20 protein-coding genes and 2 pseudogenes are annotated in these 20,588 nt (G+C 56.8%); 15 read left to right on the top strand and 7 right to left on the bottom strand.

The window, feature by feature from the left end:
- Window positions 1-139: 139 nt before the first annotated feature.
- The gene (cyaA, locus tag AB1287_RS16830) at window positions 140-2,686 is read left to right on the top strand and encodes a class I adenylate cyclase (protein WP_312628779.1); all 2,547 of its coding nucleotides are present in this window, start codon (window positions 140-142) and stop codon (window positions 2,684-2,686) included.
- Between the two features lie 86 nt (window positions 2,687-2,772).
- On the opposite strand, the gene cyaY is transcribed toward cyaA, so the two are convergent.
- Window positions 2,773-3,093, bottom strand: coding sequence for an iron donor protein CyaY (cyaY, locus tag AB1287_RS16825; RefSeq protein ID WP_312628780.1), 321 nt, complete (start codon window positions 3,091-3,093; stop codon window positions 2,773-2,775).
- A gap of 138 nt (window positions 3,094-3,231) precedes the next feature.
- Here cyaY and lptM point away from each other — a divergent pair, with 138 nt between their 5' ends.
- The 8 genes from lptM to corA all read left to right on the top strand — a co-directional run bounded on the left by lptM (window position 3,232) and on the right by corA (window position 10,220).
- The gene (gene lptM, locus AB1287_RS16820; protein WP_312628782.1) at window positions 3,232-3,435 is read left to right on the top strand and encodes an LPS translocon maturation chaperone LptM; all 204 of its coding nucleotides are present in this window, start codon (window positions 3,232-3,234) and stop codon (window positions 3,433-3,435) included.
- A 36-nt stretch (window positions 3,436-3,471) separates the two neighbouring features.
- Window positions 3,472-4,296: a diaminopimelate epimerase gene (dapF, locus tag AB1287_RS16815; protein ID WP_435618517.1), complete on the top strand. Its 825-nt coding sequence runs from the start codon at window positions 3,472-3,474 to the stop codon at window positions 4,294-4,296.
- The gene (locus AB1287_RS16810; protein ID WP_312628783.1) at window positions 4,293-5,000 is read left to right on the top strand and encodes a DUF484 domain-containing protein; all 708 of its coding nucleotides are present in this window, start codon (window positions 4,293-4,295) and stop codon (window positions 4,998-5,000) included. The genes dapF and AB1287_RS16810 overlap by 4 nt, the downstream gene beginning before the upstream one ends.
- Complete coding sequence (gene xerC / locus AB1287_RS16805) at window positions 4,997-5,899, top strand: tyrosine recombinase XerC (protein WP_435618497.1); 903 nt, start codon at window positions 4,997-4,999, stop codon at window positions 5,897-5,899. The genes AB1287_RS16810 and xerC overlap by 4 nt, the downstream gene beginning before the upstream one ends.
- Window positions 5,899-6,615 (top strand): 5-amino-6-(5-phospho-D-ribitylamino)uracil phosphatase YigB, encoded by a 717-nt coding sequence (yigB, locus tag AB1287_RS16800; protein WP_435618496.1) that lies wholly within the window; start codon window positions 5,899-5,901, stop codon window positions 6,613-6,615. The genes xerC and yigB overlap by 1 nt, the downstream gene beginning before the upstream one ends.
- A 137-nt stretch (window positions 6,616-6,752) precedes the next feature.
- Window positions 6,753-8,915, top strand: coding sequence for a DNA helicase II (gene uvrD, locus AB1287_RS16795; protein WP_435618495.1), 2,163 nt, complete (start codon window positions 6,753-6,755; stop codon window positions 8,913-8,915).
- 148 nt (window positions 8,916-9,063) lie between these two features.
- On the top strand, window positions 9,064-9,120 hold the full coding sequence (gene ysgD, locus AB1287_RS16790) for a YsgD/CorL family protein (protein WP_366509402.1): 57 nt from the start codon (window positions 9,064-9,066) through the stop codon (window positions 9,118-9,120).
- Between the two features lie 149 nt (window positions 9,121-9,269).
- Entirely contained in the window at window positions 9,270-10,220 is a 951-nt protein-coding gene (gene corA, locus AB1287_RS16785) for a magnesium/cobalt transporter CorA (RefSeq protein ID WP_312628790.1), read from the top strand.
- On the opposite strand, the gene AB1287_RS16780 is transcribed toward corA, so the two are convergent.
- The 4 genes from AB1287_RS16780 to yigI all read right to left on the bottom strand — a co-directional run bounded on the left by AB1287_RS16780 (window position 10,198) and on the right by yigI (window position 13,430).
- The gene (locus AB1287_RS16780; RefSeq protein ID WP_435618494.1) at window positions 10,198-10,932 is read right to left on the bottom strand and encodes a phosphate/phosphite/phosphonate ABC transporter substrate-binding protein; all 735 of its coding nucleotides are present in this window, start codon (window positions 10,930-10,932) and stop codon (window positions 10,198-10,200) included. The genes corA and AB1287_RS16780 overlap by 23 nt on opposite strands.
- Complete coding sequence (locus AB1287_RS16775; RefSeq protein WP_435618493.1) at window positions 10,922-11,908, bottom strand: fatty acid desaturase; 987 nt, start codon at window positions 11,906-11,908, stop codon at window positions 10,922-10,924. Before AB1287_RS16775 ends, AB1287_RS16780 begins: the two co-directional genes overlap by 11 nt.
- 110 nt (window positions 11,909-12,018) lie before the next feature.
- Window positions 12,019-12,912 carry an EamA family transporter RarD gene (gene rarD, locus AB1287_RS16770; RefSeq protein WP_312628795.1) on the bottom strand — a complete coding sequence of 298 codons (894 nt, stop codon included), beginning with the start codon at window positions 12,910-12,912 and terminating at the stop codon, window positions 12,019-12,021.
- A 50-nt stretch (window positions 12,913-12,962) separates the two neighbouring features.
- The gene (gene yigI, locus AB1287_RS16765) at window positions 12,963-13,430 is read right to left on the bottom strand and encodes an acyl-CoA thioesterase YigI (RefSeq protein ID WP_312628796.1); all 468 of its coding nucleotides are present in this window, start codon (window positions 13,428-13,430) and stop codon (window positions 12,963-12,965) included.
- Window positions 13,431-13,585: 155 nt separating this feature from the next.
- Between yigI and pldA the strand changes: the two genes are divergently transcribed.
- From pldA to rhtC, 3 genes are all read left to right on the top strand, one after another.
- Window positions 13,586-14,455 (top strand): phospholipase A, encoded by an 870-nt coding sequence (gene pldA, locus AB1287_RS16760; protein WP_312628843.1) that lies wholly within the window; start codon window positions 13,586-13,588, stop codon window positions 14,453-14,455.
- A gap of 65 nt (window positions 14,456-14,520) precedes the next feature.
- Window positions 14,521-16,350 carry an ATP-dependent DNA helicase RecQ gene (gene recQ, locus AB1287_RS16755; RefSeq protein WP_435618516.1) on the top strand — a complete coding sequence of 610 codons (1,830 nt, stop codon included), beginning with the start codon at window positions 14,521-14,523 and terminating at the stop codon, window positions 16,348-16,350.
- 63 nt (window positions 16,351-16,413) lie between these two features.
- Window positions 16,414-17,034, top strand: coding sequence for a threonine export protein RhtC (gene rhtC, locus AB1287_RS16750; RefSeq protein WP_312628797.1), 621 nt, complete (start codon window positions 16,414-16,416; stop codon window positions 17,032-17,034).
- On the opposite strand, the gene rhtB is transcribed toward rhtC, so the two are convergent.
- On the bottom strand, window positions 17,035-17,655 hold the full coding sequence (gene rhtB, locus AB1287_RS16745; RefSeq protein WP_435618492.1) for a homoserine/homoserine lactone efflux protein: 621 nt from the start codon (window positions 17,653-17,655) through the stop codon (window positions 17,035-17,037).
- Window positions 17,656-17,765: 110 nt separating this feature from the next.
- Here rhtB and pldB point away from each other — a divergent pair, with 110 nt between their 5' ends.
- The gene (gene pldB, locus AB1287_RS16740; protein WP_435618491.1) at window positions 17,766-18,758 is read left to right on the top strand and encodes a lysophospholipase L2; all 993 of its coding nucleotides are present in this window, start codon (window positions 17,766-17,768) and stop codon (window positions 18,756-18,758) included.
- A gap of 30 nt (window positions 18,759-18,788) precedes the next feature.
- On the top strand, window positions 18,789-19,595 hold the full coding sequence (gene yigL / locus AB1287_RS16735; protein ID WP_312628803.1) for a sugar/pyridoxal phosphate phosphatase YigL: 807 nt from the start codon (window positions 18,789-18,791) through the stop codon (window positions 19,593-19,595).
- Here the strand turns inward: yigL and AB1287_RS16730 are convergent.
- Window positions 19,582-19,719: pseudogene (locus AB1287_RS16730) on the bottom strand (EAL domain-containing protein); the annotation flags it as partial. The gene yigL and the pseudogene AB1287_RS16730 sit on opposite strands and share 14 nt — an antisense overlap.
- Before the next feature lie 2 nt (window positions 19,720-19,721).
- Here AB1287_RS16730 and AB1287_RS16725 point away from each other — a divergent pair.
- A pseudogene (locus AB1287_RS16725) lies at window positions 19,722-20,490 on the top strand (Tn3 family transposase); the annotation flags it as partial.
- Window positions 20,491-20,588: the final 98 nt, after the last annotated feature.

Below are 20,588 nucleotides of genomic sequence, written 5' to 3'. Positions count from 1 at the left end.
TTTTAAACCGTTTGTTAGCCCGCACCAACACCATCATGGCGACAGACGGTAGCGGTTCTTGTTGAAATTCTAAAAGCCTTCGTATTCCAGGCCATGCACCGCCTTCGCAATACTCAGGTTTAACATCAGGCGATACGTCTTGTACCTCTATATTGAGACACTGAAACAGAGACTGGATGCCATCAATCAACTGCGCGTGGATCGCGCGCTTGCTGCCATGGGGCCGGCTTTCCAGCAGGTCTATAGTCTTCTGCCGACATTGCTTCATTACCATCATCCGCTGATGCCGGGTTACCTCGACGGTAACGTACCCAAAGGCATTTGCCTCTACACGCCTGATGAAACCCAACGCCACTACCTTGATGAGCTGGAGCTGCACCGCGGCATGCCGCGTCAGGACACCGCCAAAGGCGAGCTGCCGATTACCGGCGTTTACTCCATGGGCAGTACTTCTTCGGTCGGCCAGAGCTGTTCTTCCGATCTCGATATCTGGGTCTGTCATCAGGCCTGGCTGGATAACGAAGAGCGTCAGCTGCTACAGCGCAAATGCAGTCTGCTGGAGAGCTGGGCCGCCTCGCTCGGCGTAGAAGTCAGTTTCTTCCTGATAGACGAAAACCGCTTCCGCCATAACGAAAGCGGCAGCCTCGGCGGTGAAGACTGCGGCTCAACGCAGCACATTTTACTCCTCGATGAATTTTACCGTACCGCCGTGCGCCTCGCGGGCAAACGTATTCTGTGGAATATGGTGCCGTGCGAAGAAGAGGAGCATTACGACGAGTACGTGATGAAGCTTTACGCCCAGGGCGTACTGACGCCGAATGAATGGCTCGACCTTGGCGGATTGAGCACGCTCTCCGCGGAAGAGTACTTCGGCGCGAGCCTGTGGCAGCTGTATAAGAGCATCGACTCACCGTACAAAGCGGTGCTGAAAACTCTGCTGCTCGAAGCCTATTCCTGGGAGTACCCGAACAGCCGCCTGCTGGCGAAAGACATCAAGCAGCGTCTGCACGACGGCGAGATCGTCTCATTCGGTCTTGACCCGTACTGCATGATGCTGGAACGCGTCACGACTTATCTGCAGGCGATTGATGACACCACGCGTCTGGATCTGGTGCGCCGCTGTTTCTACCTGAAAGTGTGCGAAAAATTGAGCCGCGAGCGCGCCTGCGTGGGCTGGCGTCGTGAAGTTATCGGTCAACTGGTGAAAGAGTGGGGCTGGAGCGAAGAGCGATTGTCGATGCTCGACAACCGCGCCAACTGGAAGATTGACGAAGTACGCGATGCGCACAACGAACTGCTCGACGCGATGATGCAGAGCTATCGCAATCTGATCCGCTTCGCGCGTCGCAACAACCTTAGCGTCTCCGCCAGCCCGCAGGATATCGGCGTGCTGACCCGTAAGCTGTACGCTGCATTCGAAGCGCTGCCGGGCAAAGTCACGCTGGTGAACCCGCAGATTTCTCCGGATCTCTCCGAGCCGAACCTGACCTTTATCCATGTGCCGCCGGGCCGTGCCAACCGCACAGGCTGGTACCTTTACAACCGTGCACCAAACATGGAATCGATCGTCAGCCATCAGCCGCTCGAATATAACCGTTATCTTAATAAGCTGGTGGCGTGGGCCTGGTTCAACGGCCTGCTGACTTCCCGCACCCGCCTGTTTATTAAGGGCAACGGCGTAGCCGACCTGGCTAAGCTTCAGGAAATGGTGGCTGACGTGTCGCATCACTTCCCGCTGCGATTGCCGGCACCGACGCCAAAAGCGCTCTACAGCCCGTGCGAAATCCGCCATCTGGCGATCATCGTTAATCTTGAATATGACCCGACGGCGGCGTTCCGCAATCAGGTCGTGCATTTTGATTTCCGTAAGCTTGACGTCTTCAGCTTCGGTGAAGAGCAAAACTGCCTCGTGGGCAGCGTCGATCTGCTGTACCGCAACTCGTGGAATGAGGTACGTACGCTGCACTTCAACGGCGAGCAGGCCATGATTGAGGCGCTGAAAACGATACTCGGCAAAATGCATCAGGATGCCGCACCGCCGGACAGCGTTGACGTATTCTGCTATAGCCAGCACTTGCGCGGGCTGATTCGTACCCGCGTGCAGCAGCTGGTTTCAGAATGTATTGAGCTGCGTCTTTCCAGCACGCGTCAGGAAACCGGGCGCTTCAAAGCGCTGCGCGTGGCAGGGCAAACCTGGGGACTGTTCTTCGAGCGTCTCAACGTTTCAGTGCAGAAGCTGGAAAATGCCATCGAGTTTTACGGCGCGATTTCCCATAACAAACTGCACGGCTTGTCGGTGCAGGTGGAAACCAATCAAGTGCAGCTGCCGCCGGTAGTGGATGGTTTTGCCAGCGAAGGGATCATTCAGTTCTTCTTTGAAGACACCAGCGATGACAACGGCTTTAACATCTATATTCTGGATGAGAGCAACCGGGCGGAGATTTACCATCACTGCGAAGGCAGTAAAGAAGAGCTGGTGCGCGATGTGAGTCGTTTCTACTCCTCGTCGCACGACCGCTTTACCTACGGCTCAAGCTTTATCAACTTCAACCTGCCGCAGTTCTATCAGATTGTGAAAGTGGACAACCGCGCTCAGGTCATTCCGTTCCGTACGCAGGCCATTGCTGCCGTTGCGCCAGCCAACCAGGATGCTGCGGCCCCGCTATTGCAGCAGTATTTCTCTTAAAAATTATGCCCGGTGGCGCTGCGCTTACCGGGTCTGGCATCATGGCCGTAGGCCGGGCTAACAACGTGCCGCCCGGCAATTCCGATTTAATTGAAACTCACGTCTTCACCGGCCTGCGCCGTTGCCGCCTGCTCCAGCAAATCCCAGAATGTCTCCCCGCTGCGATCGCAAATCCATTCGTCATCTTTCAGATCAAAGTGATAGCCACCTTGCCGGGTGGCAAGCCACACCTGATGCAGCGGTTCCTGACGGTTAATAATGATTTTGCTGCCGTTTTCAAAGCTTAGCGTCAGCACGCCGCCGTTGATCTCACAATCGATATCGCTGTCGCCGTCCCAGCTATCGAGGCTTTCTTCGATGGTCATCCACAGCTGGTCTGCAAGGCGATGAAATTCACTGTCGTTCATTGTTCTTTTCCGTTATCAGGTGATGGCGGCAGTATAACGCGAAACAATTCCCGTTGCAGTCCGGTGCTAAACGCTTGCTTTTACGTCTTCTCCTGCGATGATAGAAAGCAGAAAGCATCAACCACAGGCACTCTAAGCATGAACAACCTCTTTCGACCGCTGATCCTTTTGGCTGCGTTAACGACCCTTTCAGGGTGTGGCCTGAAGGGGCCGCTCTATTTCCCGCCGGCCGATAAAACGGCCGCGCCGCCGACGCAACCGGTCAATCCTGGTACCCAGAGCACCGAACCGACCCGTAACGATCGGGGTGATAACGGTGGCCCGACTCAGGTGAACTACTGATCCCTGAGCCCTATTTCTGCGTGGGTGGAATCAATGATGCAGTTCTCTAAAATGCACGGCCTGGGCAACGATTTCATGGTCGTCGATGCGGTAACGCAGAATGTATTCTTTTCTCCGGATCTGATCCGCCGTCTGGCCGATCGGCATCTGGGCGTGGGTTTTGATCAACTGCTGGTGGTGGAGCCGCCGTACGATCCCGACCTCGATTTTCATTACCGCATCTTCAATGCCGACGGCAGCGAAGTGTCCCAGTGCGGCAACGGTGCACGCTGCTTCGCACGCTTTGTGCGTATCAAAGGCCTGACCAATAAACGTGATATTCGCGTCAGTACCGCCAACGGGCGCATGGTATTAAGCGTAACGGATGACGACCTGGTGCGGGTGAATATGGGCGAGCCCAACTTTGAGCCTTCACAGGTACCGTTCCGCGCCAACAAAGCGGAAAAGACCTATATTATGCGTGCGGCTGAGCAGACAGTATTGTGCGGCGTAGTTTCTATGGGCAACCCGCACTGCGTCATTCAGGTCGATAATGTCGATACCGCTGCGGTAGAAACATTAGGACCGGTTCTGGAAAGCCATGAGCGTTTTTCGGAGCGTGCCAATATCGGGTTTATGCAGGTGGTGAACCGCAATCACATCCGCTTGCGCGTTTATGAACGAGGCGCAGGGGAAACCCAGGCTTGCGGCAGCGGCGCATGTGCGGCGGTGGCGGTCGGAATTCAGCAAGGCTTGCTGGCCGAAGAGGTACGCGTGGAATTGCCAGGCGGGCGTCTTGATATCGCCTGGAAAGGACCGGGTCAACCGTTGTATATGACTGGCCCGGCGGCACACGTCTACGACGGATTTATACATTTATGAAACAGCCAGGGGAAGAGCAACTGACGGAGCTGAACGCGCTGGATGACCGCGCGGTCGTCGACTATCTGCTGCAACATCCTGAATTTTTCATTCGTAACGCCCCGGTAGTGGAGCACATGCGTGTTCCACACCCGGTGCGCGGCACGGTATCACTGGTTGAATGGCACATGGCGCGCGCGCGAAATCACATTAACGCGCTGGAAGAAAACATGACGCTGTTGGTGGAGCAGGCGACGGCCAACGAAAGCCTGTTCTACCGTCTGCTGGAGCTGCAAACGCGTCTGGCGGCGGCCGAAAGCCTCGATGATATGCTCAACCGTTTTCACCGCTGGGCACGTGAGCTTGGCCTTGCGGGCGCCACCGTGCGGTTGTTTGCCGATCGCTGGCGCATTGGCGCTCCGTCAAAATTTACTCAGCTGGCGCTATCCCGCCAGGCGTTCGAACCGATTCGCATCCAGCGCCTCGGGCATGAGCGGCATTTCCTTGGCTCGCTGAACGGCCCGGAACTGCTGGTGATGATGCCGGAAGCGAAGGCGATTGGCTCCGTTGCCATGTCGATGCTCGGCAGCGACGGCGATCTTGGCGTGGTGCTGTTCAGCAGCCGCGACGCGCACCACTATCAGGCGGGCCAGGGCACGCATCTCTTGCAGGAAATCTCTCTGCTACTGCCCGGTTTGCTGGAACGCTGGGTCGAGCGCGTATGACGCCCGCAGCGCTGACGGAACCGACCACGCGCTTCCTGCGCTATCTCGGCGTCGAACGCCAGCTCAGTCCGATCACCTTACTCAACTATCAGCGCCAGCTTGATGCCATCATTGCACTGGCCGAAGAGATGCGGGTCACGAGCTGGCAGCAATGCGACGTGGCTATCGTTCGCAGTTTCGCCGTACGCAGCCGCCGTAAAGGCCTGAGCCCGGCAAGCCTCTCATTGCGTCTTTCTGCCCTGCGTAGCTTCTTTGACTGGCTGGTCAGCCAGGGCGAACTTCCGGCGAACCCGGCCAAAGCCGTTTCTGCACCGAAGGCCGCGCGCCATCTGCCGAAAAATATCGACGTCGACGACGTGAACCGTCTGCTGGATATTGATCTCAACGACCCACTGGCGGTACGCGACCGCGCGATGCTGGAAGTGATGTACGGCGCGGGCCTGCGTTTATCGGAGCTGGTTGGGCTGGATCTGAAGCATCTCGATCTGGAGTCCGGTGAAGTGTGGGTGATGGGCAAGGGCAGCAAAGAGCGCCGCCTGCCAATTGGCCGCAATGCGGTGCACTGGATCGAGCACTGGCTGGATTTGCGCGGGCTGTTTGGCACGGAAGAAGACGCGCTCTTTTTATCGAAGCTCGGCAAGCGTATTTCGGCGCGTAACGTGCAGAAGCGCTTCGCGGAGTGGGGCATCAAGCAAGGGCTGAACAGCCACGTGAATCCGCACAAATTGCGCCACTCCTTTGCCACGCACATGCTGGAATCCAGCGGCGATCTGCGCGGCGTGCAGGAGCTGCTCGGTCACGCTAATCTGTCGACCACCCAAATCTATACCCATCTTGATTTTCAACACCTTGCCTCGGTGTACGACAAAGCGCATCCACGCGCAAAACGGGGGAAATAATGCGTTTTTACCGTCCATTGGGCCAGATAGCTGCCCTGACGTTCGATCTTGACGACACGCTCTACGATAACCGCCAGGTGATTCGCCGCACGGAGAAAGAGTTGCTGGCATTCGTGCGTAGCTACCATCCCGCCCTGAGCGAGATTGAGAACAGCGATTTTCAGCAACTGCGCAATGCGCTGCGCCAGGCGGAGCCAGAAATTTACCACGACGTGACCGAATGGCGTCGCCGGGCGGTGGAGCAGGCGATGCTCAACGCCGGGCTTTCGGCCAGCGAAGCTGACGTGGGCGTCAACGCGGCGATGGCGAACTTCGCCAAATGGCGCAGCGCCATTGACGTGCCGCAGGAAACCCACGACGCGCTGGCGAAGCTCGCGGAAAAATGGCCGCTTGTAGCGATCACCAACGGCAACGCGCAGCCTGAACTGTTTGGCCTGAACGACTATTTTAAGTTTGTTCTGCGCGCGGGCCCGGATGGACGCTCAAAGCCGTTCAGCGACATGTACCATCTGGCGGCAGAGCGACTGGATGTGCCGCTGTCGCAGATTTTACACGTCGGTGATGACCTGACAACGGACGTCGCCGGTGCTGTTCGCTGCGGGATGCAGGCCTGCTGGATCAATTTGCTCGACGGCGATCTGATGCAAATCCGCGACAGCCGCCTTCTGCCGCACATCGAAATTTCACGGTTGGCATCCCTCACCACGCTGATATAATCACCAGCAGTTCTGTATAAAATTCCAGGGTTTTGGCGGAGGCGCACAAGCTTATCCGCCCTACAATCGCGTAGGCCCGGTAAGCGAAGCGCCACCGGGCGTTCCGCTGTTTACCCTATTTCAACCCGGCGGTGCCAATGGACGTTTCTTACCTGCTCGACAGCCTTAATGACAAACAGCGCGAAGCCGTGGCGGCTAAACGCACTAACCTGCTGGTGCTGGCAGGGGCGGGCAGTGGTAAGACGCGCGTGCTGGTTCACCGCATCGCCTGGCTACAGAGCGTGGAGAACTGCTCGCCGTATTCGATCATGGCGGTGACGTTTACCAACAAAGCAGCGGCGGAAATGCGTCACCGTATCGCGCAGCTGATGGGCTCGTCACAGGGCGGCATGTGGGTGGGCACCTTCCACGGGCTGGCGCACCGCCTGCTGCGTGCGCACCATCTGGATGCCAGCCTGCCGCAGGATTTCCAGATCCTCGACAGCGAAGATCAGCTGCGTTTGCTGAAGCGCCTGATGAAGGCGATGAACCTTGATGAGAAGCAGTGGCCCGCACGGCAGGCAATGTGGTACATCAACGGCCAGAAAGATGAAGGCCTGCGTCCGCATCATATTCAGAGCTTCGGCAATCCGGTCGAACAGACCTGGCAGAGTATTTATAAGGCTTACCAGGAGGCGTGCGATCGCGCAGGGCTGGTGGATTTCGCCGAGCTGTTGCTGCGCGCGCACGAGCTGTGGCTCAATAAGCCGCATATCCTTCAGCACTACCGCGAACGCTTCACCAATATTCTCGTCGACGAATTCCAGGATACCAACAACATTCAGTACGCCTGGATCCGCATGCTGGCGGGCGACACCGGCAAGGTGATGATCGTCGGTGATGACGATCAGTCCATTTACGGCTGGCGCGGCGCGCAGGTGGAAAACATCCAGCGCTTCCTCAATGATTTCCCCGGTGCGGAAACTATTCGTCTTGAGCAGAACTACCGCTCAACCAGCAACATCCTTAGCGCTGCTAACGCCCTGATTGAAAACAACAACGGGCGACTGGGCAAAAAGCTGTGGACTGACGGCGTTGACGGTGAGCCCATTTCACTCTACTGCGCTTTCAACGAACTCGACGAAGCCCGCTTCGTGGTCAACCGCATCAAAACCTGGCAGGACAACGGCGGCGCGCTGGAACAGTGCGCCATTCTCTACCGCAGCAACGCCCAGTCGCGCGTGCTGGAAGAGGCACTGCTGCAGGTCAGCATGCCGTATCGCATCTACGGCGGTATGCGCTTCTTCGAACGTCAGGAAATCAAGGATGCGCTCGCCTACCTGCGCCTGATTGCCAACCGCAACGACGACGCCGCGTTTGAGCGCGTGGTCAACACGCCAACGCGCGGTATTGGCGATCGTACGCTCGACGTGGTGCGCCAGACTTCGCGCGATCGCCAGCTGACGCTGTGGCAGGCCTGCCGTGAGCTGCTGAAAGACAAGGCGCTTGCCGGGCGTGCAGCCAGCGCGTTACAGCGCTTTATGGAGCTTATCGAAGCGCTTTCCCAGGAAACGGCGGATATGCCGCTGCACGTGCAGACTGACCGCGTAATCAAAGATTCCGGCCTGTTCATGATGTACGAGCAGGAGAAGGGTGAAAAAGGCCAGACCCGTATTGAAAACTTAGAGGAACTGGTGACGGCGACGCGCCAGTTCAGCTACAACGATGAAGAAGAAGACCTGATGCCTCTGCAGGCGTTCCTGTCCCACGCGGCGCTGGAAGCGGGCGAAGGGCAGGCGGACACCTGGCAGGACGCGGTTCAGCTGATGACGCTGCACTCGGCGAAAGGGCTGGAGTTCCCGCAGGTGTTTATCGTTGGCATGGAAGAAGGCATGTTCCCGAGCCAGATGTCGTTGGATGAGGGCGGGCGCCTGGAAGAAGAGCGCCGTCTGGCCTACGTCGGCGTGACGCGTGCGATGCAGAAGCTGACGCTGACCTACGCAGAAACCCGCCGCCTTTACGGCAAAGAAGTGTATCACCGTCCGTCACGCTTTATCGGCGAGCTGCCGGAAGCCTGCGTCGAGGAAGTCCGCCTTCGCGCTACGGTGAGCCGCCCGGTTAGCCATCAGCGAATGGGCACACCGATGGCGGAAAACGACACCGGCTACAAGCTGGGCCAGCGCGTACGGCACCCGAAATTTGGCGAAGGCACCATCGTCAATCTGGAAGGCAGCGGTGAGCACAGCCGTTTGCAGGTGGCGTTTCAGGGGCAGGGGATCAAATGGCTGGTCGCCGCCTACGCCCGTCTCGAAAACGCGTAACTTTCAGAAATTCATCATAAATTTGCAACGTTCTGCTAATCTTACTGGCCAGAGGGGAGGAAAAACTCTCTGGCGTTTCGTTGCGTGTTGACGCTTCATTTAGGCTGGCGTAACATGCGCCCACGATTACGCTAAGAGGACTGATACCTTGGACACACCCAGTAGATGCTGGCTCAACTTCCTGCAATCCAGGAACAACTCCTAAGGCTATCACCCAACGCTGATGGCCTTAGAGGTTGTCAGCGACACGCGTTTTTCCCGTCGCACTGAGTCAGGCTTAATGGTCTGAAACCCCCATTGTTTCTGTGTGCCCAACGTACCGTCCGATCATTTTTTGCATTGGGAGTCCCGGTCATGCTGAGCGCATTTCAACTGGAAAACAACCGCTTAACGCGTCTTGAGTCCGATGACATCAAGCACCTCGCCACCTCGGTGTGGGTCGATTTGGTGGAGCCGGACGATGAAGAACGTAACCGCGTACAGACAGAGCTCGGTCAGAACCTGGCAACACGCCCTGAACTGGAAGACATCGAAGCGTCCGCTCGTTTCTTTGAAGACGAAGACGGTTTGCATATTCACTCCTTCTTCTTCTTTGAAGATGCGGACGATCACGCGGGGAACTCTACCGTGGCGTTCACCATTCGCGAAGGCCGTCTGTTCACCCTGCGCGAGCGCGAACTGCCCGCGTTTCGCCTGTATCGCATGCGTTCCCGCAACCAGGAGATGGTGGACGGCAACGCGTTTGAGCTGCTGCTCGATTTGTTCGAAACCAAAATCGAACAGCTGGCGGATGAAATCGAAAACATCTACAGCGATCTGGAAAAGCTGAGTCGGGTGATCATGGAAGGCCATCAGGGCGATGAGTACGATGAAGCGCTCTCCACCCTGGCGGAGCTGGAAGATATCGGCTGGAAGGTGCGTTTATGTCTGATGGATACCCAGCGAGCGCTGAACTTCCTGGTGCGCAAAGCGCGTTTACCGGCCGTTCAGCTGGAGCAGGCGCGTGAAATCCTGCGAGATATCGAATCTCTGCTGCCGCACAACGAATCCCTGTTCCAGAAGGTGAACTTCCTGATGCAGGCGGCGATGGGCTTTATCAACATTGAGCAGAACCGCATCATCAAGATCTTCTCGGTGGTCTCGGTGGTGTTCCTGCCGCCGACGCTTGTGGCTTCAAGCTACGGGATGAACTTTGAGTTTATGCCCGAGCTGCACTTCAGCTTCGGCTACCCGGCGGCGATTGTGGTGATGATCCTCGCGGGCCTTGCCCCGTACCTCTACTTCAAGCGTAAGAACTGGCTTTAAGTATTACGTCGTAATCACGGCGGCTTGCAGCGCTGAAGCCGCCGATAAGCAACGGTTCCGCGATCGCCTTCTCTCCTGCCAGCTTGCCTAAAACTTCTCGCAGCGCTGCCAGCGTTTCTGCCGAGGTGTGCTTTGAGGTTATCAGTGGCAGGCCCGGCGTTAACGCCGTTTCACCGATCGCCTTCAGGCCAGTAAGCGCCTGCGGTATGTAATGTTCAAAAAGCGCCAGGCTGACGCAGTCGATAGCGGCAAGATCCGCAGTGCCGTTTTGCAGCAAAGCCAGCGAGTGGCGATGGCTGCCGCTCCAGACAATTGAGCGAAAATGCGCATCGTCGTGGCCGGTGCTGTTGCGCAGCGCATGATAGCCCGACTGTGAATCAGGTGAGTTTGCAGCAGCAATTCGCCCGCGAAAATCGGCCAGCGATTGCCCGGCATCTTCCCGCCTCGCCATCAGCGTGCTGCGGTAGTTTCCCGCTTCACAGCCCGGAGCCGTGTAGTGAAACTGCCCAACGACCTGAACGTCCGGCAGCAGCGTGACCAGCGGATAGCCGCAGGTCTGACTCAGCAGTAAATCGTCATCACGCCAGTGTGAAAGCAGATCGGCCGGACGCTGAAAGCGTGCGCCGGGAAAATAGCGCTGAACGGCTTTCGCCAGCGCATCGGTGGCGGCAGGCTGAATGTCGTACATCGGAAAGGCAATATTAGCGCTCATGCTGTTCTCCCCCGCCGCTTGCCGGATGAACGGTGACGTCCACCGGCCGGAACCGATAATTGCGCCACCATTCGCGATAGCCTTTTACCACGAAACCCTGATTGCGCGTGGCGTAGCGTGCTTTATCGCGCAGCCACACTTTACGCAGGCCGTACCACGGCACGCCGGGCAAATCGTGATGTACCGAATGATAGTTCAGATTGAGAAACAGCAGACGCCAGAGCAGCGAGGTTTCGGTGATGGCCGATCGGGCCAGCGGATCTTCCGCTGCACGGTGTTCCAGAAACGAGCGCACTTTGGTCATAGCCAGCGCCGGGTAGCTGACCGCCAGCAGATACCAGAGAACGGAAAACTCCTTTTGTGCCAGCCAGGCGCACATCAGCCCCAGCAGTGAGAAATGCACCAGCCACATCGCTATCGCGCGTCGCTCCCCTTGCCGGAAGGAGGTTGCCATGCCCGCCAGCACGCCAAAAATATCCAGCAGCGGGGCCAACAGCAGGCGGCCCGGAAAAGTGTTCCGCAGGTGAATAACACGCTGCTGCCACTCGCTGAACCGCTGCCAGCGTTCGGCAGAAAAGTAATAAGTTTCAGGATCTTTGCCCGGAACGGTTAACAGCTGATTGCGATGGTGGGCAAGATGAGAATCGCGATAGAGGCCAAAGGGATACCACACTGCCAGCGGCAAAAGGCCAAACAGCTGATTGACGCGCGGCCAGCGCGTTGGGTGCCCGTGAATCAGCTCGTGCTGGAAAGACATATACCAGGTGGTGAAGAAGATAAGCAGCGTGGTCGAGGCAAAAAGCCCCAGCGTGGCGTGATACGTAACCGTCGTAAACCAGCCGCCGTAAATTACGCCCATCAACAGCCAGGTGGGCAGTTCGCTGCGCCACAGCCAGCCTCTGGCGAGGAGCCGCACGGTCTGCCGCTGTTCGTCATCAAGCCAGGCGGCGCGTTTATCAGTATTGGGGAGCTGCATCCGGCTTTCATATCGTTAAGAGCACATGCCCTGAAGATGTGAGAAGCCGGTTGAAATCACAAAGAATTTTACCGGAAGAGCTTTGCCGGAAACCGGCAAAGCCTGAGATGTCAGCCTTTTGGCGTGCGGCGCAGGGTATAAATTGCATCCATCACAAATACGGCCAGAGCGACCCAGATGAAGGCGAAAGTGATCATTTTATCCGCGCCCGGGGTTTCTCCGTAGAACACGATCGCCAGCAGGAACATCAGCGTTGGGCCGATGTACTGGAAGAAGCCCAGCGTGGAAAGCCGCAGGCGAGTTGCCGCACCGGTAAAGCACAGCAGCGGGATGGTGGTGACCACGCCTGCCGCCATCAGCAGCAGATTCAGCGACCACGGGTTTTGCCCCATATGGCTGGTGGCGCTGTCGGCAATGCCGAACAGGTAAATCGCTGCCACCGGCAGCAGCCACAGCGTTTCGACCAGCATCCCGGTCTGCGCATCGACGGCGATTTTTTTACGCGCCAGGCCGTAGAATGCGAAGCTGAAGGCCAGGCCCAGCGCGATGACCGGCAGTGAGCCGAACGTCCAGAGCTGCACCAGTACGCCACAGGCTGCCAGGATCACCGCCAGCCATTGCATACGGCGGAAGCGCTCGCCGAGGAAAATCATCCCCAGTACGACGTTAACCAGCGGGTTAATAAAGTAGCCGAGGCTGGCTTCGAGCATATGCTGATTGTTAACAGCCCAGATAAACAGCAGCCAGTTGCCGCCAATCAGCACCGCGGAAACGGCCAGCATCAGGATTTTTTTGGGCGTCTGGCAGAGGCGTTTGATCCCGCTCCACTGACGGCTGATGGAGATCAGCGCAATCATAAAGAAAAATGACCAGATGATACGGTGGGTCAGGATCTCATCGGCAGGCACGTAGTGGATCACCTTGAAGTACGCTGGTGCCACGCCCCAAATAAAATAAGCGGCCAGGGCGAGAAGCACGCCCTGCCGCGTCTGTTTAGCATCCATGGGAAAATCCGTTACAAAAAAGTAAACCGATGTTACCCGATTTTCTGCCCTCAACCCACCATATAAGTGGCGGTTGCGCTGGCAATATAGAGCTGCTCTTCGTTATGTAACTCGACTCGCGCTACCGCAACTTTGTTACCCGCGCGCAGCAGGCTGGCGGTGGCCGTAAAGCGGTTTCCCCGACCGGGGCGAAGGTAGTCGACGCGTAGATCGATGGTGCCCATCCGCGACAGGCGCTGGCGCAGTTCATCTTCATTGATCGTCTCGTGGCGGGTGAGCGTGCTGCCCACGCAGACCAGGCCTGCGGCTACGTCCAGCGCGGAGGCGATCACGCCACCGTGCAGAATACTCTGGGCCCAGTTGCCAACCATCATCGGCTGATTGTTAAAGCTGAGCTGGGCGAAGGCTTTTTCGTAGCGCTCCAGTTCGAGCCCCAGCGCGCGGTTGAAGGGCATATGGTACACAAAAATATCACCGACCAGTTTTAGCGCTTCTTCGGCGGTCAATTCTTTCGACATAGCAACCTGTCCATTGGTTAATGAAATGTTGATTTTATGCCTATGAAATGTTGATTGCTACTTTCAGAAACGATTACCGCTCAAGATGCCGATAAGTATGTAGAATGACGCCCAGCATAAATCTTAATAAAAAAATTTCTCAGGAGAACATCGTGATGCGAACCAGGCTGGGTTGGTTACTGGCGGTGGCAGGGCTGCCGCTTAGCGTTTACGCGAAGGAAGCAACAATCAAGGACGTGCATGATACGCCCGCCGTGCGCGGCAGCATCATCGCTAACCTGTTACAGGAGCACGACAACCCGTTCACGCTCTATCCATATGACACCAACTACCTGCTCTATACCTGGAGCAGCGACATCAACAAAGAAGCGATCCAGACCTATAACTGGGCGGACAACGCGCGTAAGGATGAGGTGAAATATCAGCTCAGCCTGGCGTTCCCCATCTGGCGTGGGATCTTTGGTGATAACTCCGTCTTTGGTGCGTCCTACACGCAAAAATCCTGGTGGCAGCTTTCCAACACCGGGGAATCTTCCCCCTTCCGCGAAACCAACTACGAGCCGCAGGTGTTCGTCGGGTTTGCGACCGACTACCGTCTTGGCGACTGGACGTTACGCGATGTGGAGGTCGGCTATAACCACGACTCCAACGGACGCTCAGACCCGACTTCACGCAGCTGGAACCGCATGTACACTCGCCTGATGGCGCAAAATGGCAACATGATGGTCGAAGTGAAGCCGTGGTTTGTGATTGGCGACACCGACGACAACCCGGATATCACCAAATACATGGGCTACTACCAGCTGAAAATTGGCTACCAGCTGGGCGATGCGGTGCTGAGCGCCAAAGGGCAGTATAACTGGAATACCGGCTACGGCGGCGCTGAGCTTGGCATCAGCTATCCGGTGACCAAACATATGCGTCTTTATACTCAGGTCTACAGCGGCTACGGCGAATCTCTGATTGATTACAACTTCAACCAGACCCGCGTTGGCGTCGGCGTAATGCTTAACGATCTGTTTTAATCGTTGCACTCTGACTCTCAGGCGCTGAAAATAGCGCCTGTTTTTATTTCAGGGTAGGGGTGAGCGTGACGCAGGCGGAAGTGATCAATCAGGTAACGCTGGCAAAGCAGGTTTTGCAGGAAACCTTCGGCTACCAGCAGTTCCGCCCGGGTCAGGAAACCATCATCGAGACGGTGCTCGAAGGACGCGATTGTCTGGTGGTGATGCCGACCGGCGGCGGGAAATCCCTGTGCTATCAGATCCCCGCGCTGGTGCTTGATGGCCTCACGGTGGTCGTCTCACCGCTGATTTCTCTGATGAAAGACCAGGTCGACCAGCTGCTTGCGAACGGCGTGGCGGCGGCCTGTCTTAACTCGACTCAGACTCGCGAACAGCAGCAGGACGTGATGGCGGGCTGTCGCACCGGCAAAATCCGCCTGCTGTATATCGCTCCTGAGCGCCTGATGCTCGATAACTTCCTCGACAACCTCAGCCACTGGAACCCGGTGATGCTGGCGGTCGATGAGGCGCACTGTATCTCCCAGTGGGGCCACGATTTCCGCCCTGAATATGCCGCCCTTGGCCAGCTGCGCCAGCGCTTCCCGACGCTGCCGTTTATGGCGCTCACCGCTACCGCCGACGACACCACCCGCAGCGACATCGTCCGTCTGCTCGGCCTCAACGATCCGCTGATTCAGATAAGCAGCTTTGACCGCCCGAACATCCGCTACATGCTGATGGAGAAATTTAAGCCTCTCGACCAGCTGATGCGTTACGTTCAGGAGCAGCGCGGCAAGTCCGGCATTATTTACTGCAACAGCCGCGCGAAGGTGGAAGACACCGCAGCGCGTTTGCAAAGCCGTGGAATCAGCGCGGGCGCGTACCACGCCGGGCTGGAGAGCAACCTTCGCGCGGACGTGCAGGAGCGCTTCCAGCGCGACGATCTGCAAATCGTGGTCGCAACCGTGGCCTTCGGCATGGGCATCAACAAACCAAACGTGCGCTTCGTGGTGCACTTCGACATTCCACGCAATATCGAATCCTACTACCAGGAAACGGGCCGCGCCGGGCGTGACGGCCTGCCCGCTGAAGCGATGCTGTTTTACGATCCGGCCGATATGGCGTGGTTGCGCCGCTGTCTCGAAGAAAAGCCTGCCGGCCAGTTGCAGGACATTGAGCGACATAAGCTCAATGCGATGGGCGCGTTTGCCGAAGCGCAAACCTGCCGCCGTCTGGTGCTGCTGAACTACTTCGGTGAAGGGCGTCAGGAGCCTTGCGGCAACTGCGATATCTGTCTCGATCCGCCGAAGCAGTATGACGGCGTGAACGACGCGCAAATAGCACTTTCAACGATTGGCCGCGTCAACCAGCGTTTTGGGATGGGCTACGTGGTGGAAGTGTTGCGCGGGGCGAATAACCAGCGTATCCGTGAAATGGGCCACGACAAACTCAAGGTCTACGGAATGGGGCGCGATAAAACTCACGAACACTGGGTGAGCGTGATCCGCCAACTGATTCACCTTGGCTTTGCGACGCAGAACATTGCGATGCATTCGGCGCTGCAGCTCACCGAAGCCGCGCGTCCTGTTTTACGCGCTGAAACACCTTTACAGCTGGCCGTGCCGCGCGTGCTGGCGCTCAAGCCTCGCGTGGCGCAGAAATCCTACGGCGGCAATTATGACCGTAAGCTGTTTGCCAAACTGCGCAAGCTGCGAAAAGTCATCGCCGACGAAGAAAACATTCCGCCTTACGTGGTGTTTAACGACGCCACGCTCATCGAGATGGCCGAACAGATGCCGACCAGCCCGGGCGAAATGCTCAGCGTCAACGGCGTAGGCGTGCGTAAACTGGAGCGCTTCGGGCAGGAGTTTCTCGCGCTGATTCGCTCGCATGTCGACGGGGATGATGAAGAGTAGTCAAGCGAACAAAAAGGTGTCAGGATAATCACTCACTGAATCATTCTCCCGCGAGTTATTTCTATGCTGATGCTTTTTCTCACCGTGGCGATGGTGCATCTGATTGCGCTGATGAGCCCGGGCCCGGACTTTTTCTTTGTGTCGCAAACCGCCGTCAGCCGCTCCCGTAAAGAGGCGATGATGGGCGTGCTCGGCATTACCGCAGGCGTCATGGTCTGGGCGGGCGTGGCGCTGCTCGGTTTACACCTTATCCTCGAAAAAATGGCCTGGCTGCATAACATCATTATGGTTGGCGGTGGCCTGTACCTGTGCTGGATGGGCTATCAGATGCTGCGCGGTGCGCTGAAGAAAAGCGAAGCGCCTGCGGAAGCCCCGGAAGTGGAGCTGGCGCAGGGCGGCAAGAGTTTCCTGAAAGGGCTGCTGACCAACCTCGCCAACCCAAAAGCGATTATCTATTTCGGTTCGGTATTTTCCCTGTTCGTCGGAGACGACATCGGCGGCGCAGAGCGCTGGGGTATTTTCCTGCTGATTATCGTGGAAACCTTTGCGTGGTTTACCGTGGTGGCGAGCCTGTTTGCAATGCCAGCCATGCGCCGCGGCTATCAGCGTATGGCCAAATGGATTGATGGCGTGGCCGGTACCCTGTTTGCCGGGTTCGGTATCCACCTTATTATCTCGCGCTAATCAGGCATGGCGCGCGGAAGCTAACAGCGCGCCAACCAGCATAAACAGCGAACCGAACACTCTATTCAGGGCCTTCATCTGACGAGGCCCTTTGATCCAGCCTGCAATCCTCGTCGCCAGCGTCGCGTAGCCAATCATTACGATGATATCGACCACGATAGTCGTCACACCAAGCACCACGTACTGCATCACCTGAGGCTGATGCGGCACGATAAACTGTGGGAAAAGGGCGGCCAGAAACACGATGCTTTTCGGGTTGGTCAGATTCACAAACACTGCACGTTTAAAAAGATGCCCGCGCGTCTGAGTCTTCGCGACGGCATTGAGATCGATTGCGCCTGCCGCGCGCCACTGCTGAATGCCAAGCCAGATAAGGTACGCCGCACCGGCCCATTTCAGCACCTCAAACGCCATCACGGAGCGGGAGAACAGCGTACCCAGCCCGACGCCGACCAGCACGATGTGAATGCCGAGCCCGGTTTGCAGCCCGGCAATGGATGCCGCCGCGCCGCGATAGCCGTGGTTGATAGCGGTGGTCATGGTATTAATGGCCCCGGAACCGGGGGAAAGGCTTAAGATTATGGACGTCAGCAAATAAGCGAACCACCACTCAAAGGTCATGTGAAACTCCCGAATTGCCTGTTTTTATGCCACAATACGCTATTGTGCAGGCGCTGTAAGTGAAGCCAATTAAAATACGATCTTCCGCGGTAAGCAGGGGTGGATAGCCGATGTTTCGGCAGAAAATGGACTGGAAAACAAGAGAAAACGCGTATGCCGCGTTCACTATGGGGCCGCTGAATACCTTCTGGCGCCAGCGTGAAAAGGCACAATTTACAGGCGTGGATAGTGTTCCGGTACGCTATGTCCGCTTTCGTGCTGAAAACCACGACCGGGTGATTGTGGTTTGTCCCGGGCGGATCGAAAGCTACGTAAAGTACGCGGAGCTGGCATACGATCTGTTCCACAGCGGCTTTGATGTGCTCATTATCGATCACCGTGGTCAGGGGCTCTCAGGCCGTATGCTCGACGACAGCCACCGCGGGCACGTCGTGAATTTCAGTGATTACGTTGATGACCTCACCGCCTTCTGGCAGCAGGAAGTCGAGCCCGGCCCGTGGCGTAAACGCTATATTCTGGGCCACTCGATGGGCGGGGCTATTGCCACACTCTTCTCACAGCGCAATCCTCACCAGTGCGATGCGCTCGCGCTTTGTGCGCCAATGTTCGGTATCATCATGCGCCTGCCGGACTGGATGGTGCGGCACATTCTTGATTTTGCTGAGGGCCATCAGCGGATAAGAGAAAGCTACGCCATGGGCACGGGGCGCTGGCATGCGCTGCCGTTCGGCCTGAATGTCCTGACCCACAGCCGGGAACGCTATCGGCGCAACCTGGGTTTTTATGCGGATAACCCGTATATCCGCGTCGGCGGGCCCACGTATCACTGGGTGCGTGAAGGGGTGCTTGCCGGGGAACAGATCCTGGCCGGGGCTGCGGATGATGACACGCCCACGTTGCTGATTCAGGCGGAAGAAGAACGGGTTGTGGATAACCGCATGCACAATCGCTATTGCGAGCTTCGCGCCGCCGCAGGTCACCCTTGCGAAGATGACAGCCCGCTTGTCATACAAGGTGCTTATCATGAGATCCTTTTTGAAAAGGACGATATGCGCTCAGTCGCGCTGCAGACCATCGTCGAGTTTTTTGATCGACATAATTAATGTTGCTCTTACCCAGAGGTTAAATTTTCTATGTACCAGGTTGTTGCGTCTGATTTAGATGGCACGCTGCTTAATCCCGACCATCGTTTGTCCCCCTACACCAAAGAAACGCTGAAGCTGCTGACCGCCAAAGGTGTGAACTTTGTGTTCGCCACTGGCCGCCACCATATTGACGTTGGGCAGATCCGCGACGGCCTTGGCATCAAGGCGTTTATGATCACCTCCAACGGTGCCCGCGTGCACGACACTGATGGCAATCTGGTGTTTGCCCATAACCTCGATTCCGATATCGCTACCGATCTCTTCGGCGTGGTGCATAACAGTCCGGATATCGTGACCAACGTTTATCGCAACGACGAATGGTTTATGAACCGCCATCGTCCGGAAGAGATGCGTTTCTTCAAGGAAGCGGTGTTCAACTACGAGCTGTACGAGCCAGGCCTGCTGGAAGCCGAGGGCGTCAGCAAAGTTTTCTTCACTTCGCCAGACCATGAGGTGCTTCTGCCGCTTGAGCAGGCCATCAATGCACGCTGGGGCGACAGGGTGAACGTGAGCTTCTCAACGTTGACCTGCCTGGAGGTGATGGCGGGCGGCGTGTCAAAAGGGCACGCGCTGGAAGCCGTGGCGAAGATGATGGGTTACGGTTTGCAGGACTGTATCGCCTTTGGCGACGGTATGAATGATGCCGAGATGCTCTCAATGGCGGGCAAGGGCTGCATCATGGAAAACGCGCATCAGCGCCTGAAAGATTCCCACCCTGAGCTGGAAGTGATTGGCAGCAATGCCGATGACGCCGTGCCGCATTACCTGCGTCGTCTCTATCTCAATCAGCCGTAACGCAGCGCATTTCACACCAGCGCATAAAAGCCCTGCTCGTCAGGGCTTTGCTGTATAACCAGCCCTGGGCGTATTTCACGCCGTGGGCTTTCAGCCATGCAGCCTGGGCCTGCGTTTCCACACCTCCTGTTGTGCCACGAAAACTTCCTGGAAATCAGGGAGCATTACACCGGTAAAGCGGGTTTCACCGATCATGTCTTGCCCTGATGCATCTGCTGGGATTTGTGTTCTGTCCACGAATTCAGGACTTCCACGATAAAGAGCTGTTTATCAAAGGGAAAGCGGATCAATACCCGGCGCTTCAGTTGCTGATATCCACGACCAGTCTGAACTGAAAGAGATCGAGATTCACAGGCGTTAGGTGCTGCGTCTGGCGACCTCGATAAAGTAGGGAACCGTAACGGCATCCCTGATGCTGAAAAAACTGGCCAGCGACCCCAAACAAAATGGCCTGGCAAAAGCGCTGAGAGAAATTGGCTGCATTGAGCGAACGCTGTTTATGCTGGACTGGTTCCGCGATCCTGCACTGCGTCGGCGGATATAGGCGGGGCTGAATAAAGGTGAAGTCCGTAACGCGCTGGCGCGTGCGATATTCATGCCCCGTCTGGGGGAAATTAGGGACCGAAAGCCAGAAAATCAGAGCTATCGCGCCAGCGGACTGACGCTGCTGACGGCAGCGATCTTCCTGTAGAATACTGTGTATATGGAAAGAGCGGTCGATGCCCTGAAGCGTAAAGGTCTGAAGATCAACGAGCAGCTGCTGTCGCATTTGTCGCCGTTAGTCTGGGAGCACATCAATCTGGCAGGCGATTATATCTGGAAAAGCAACAGGATACCGGCTTCCGGTAAGTTTCGTCGACTGAGACCAGCCATAGTCGAGAAGCTCAAAAAATAAGGTGGCCAGAGCCAGTCCTGTCTTTTTCATAACTTCTCCCTGTCGTGAGGGAATACCAGCTATTCATCCCCGAACAGCTGGTATTCATACTTATTTCA

The organism is Scandinavium sp. UTDF21-P1B (genome assembly GCF_040750395.1).
Taxonomy (GTDB): domain Bacteria; phylum Pseudomonadota; class Gammaproteobacteria; order Enterobacterales; family Enterobacteriaceae; genus Scandinavium.
This window is presented reverse-complemented; position numbering and strand designations above follow the sequence as displayed.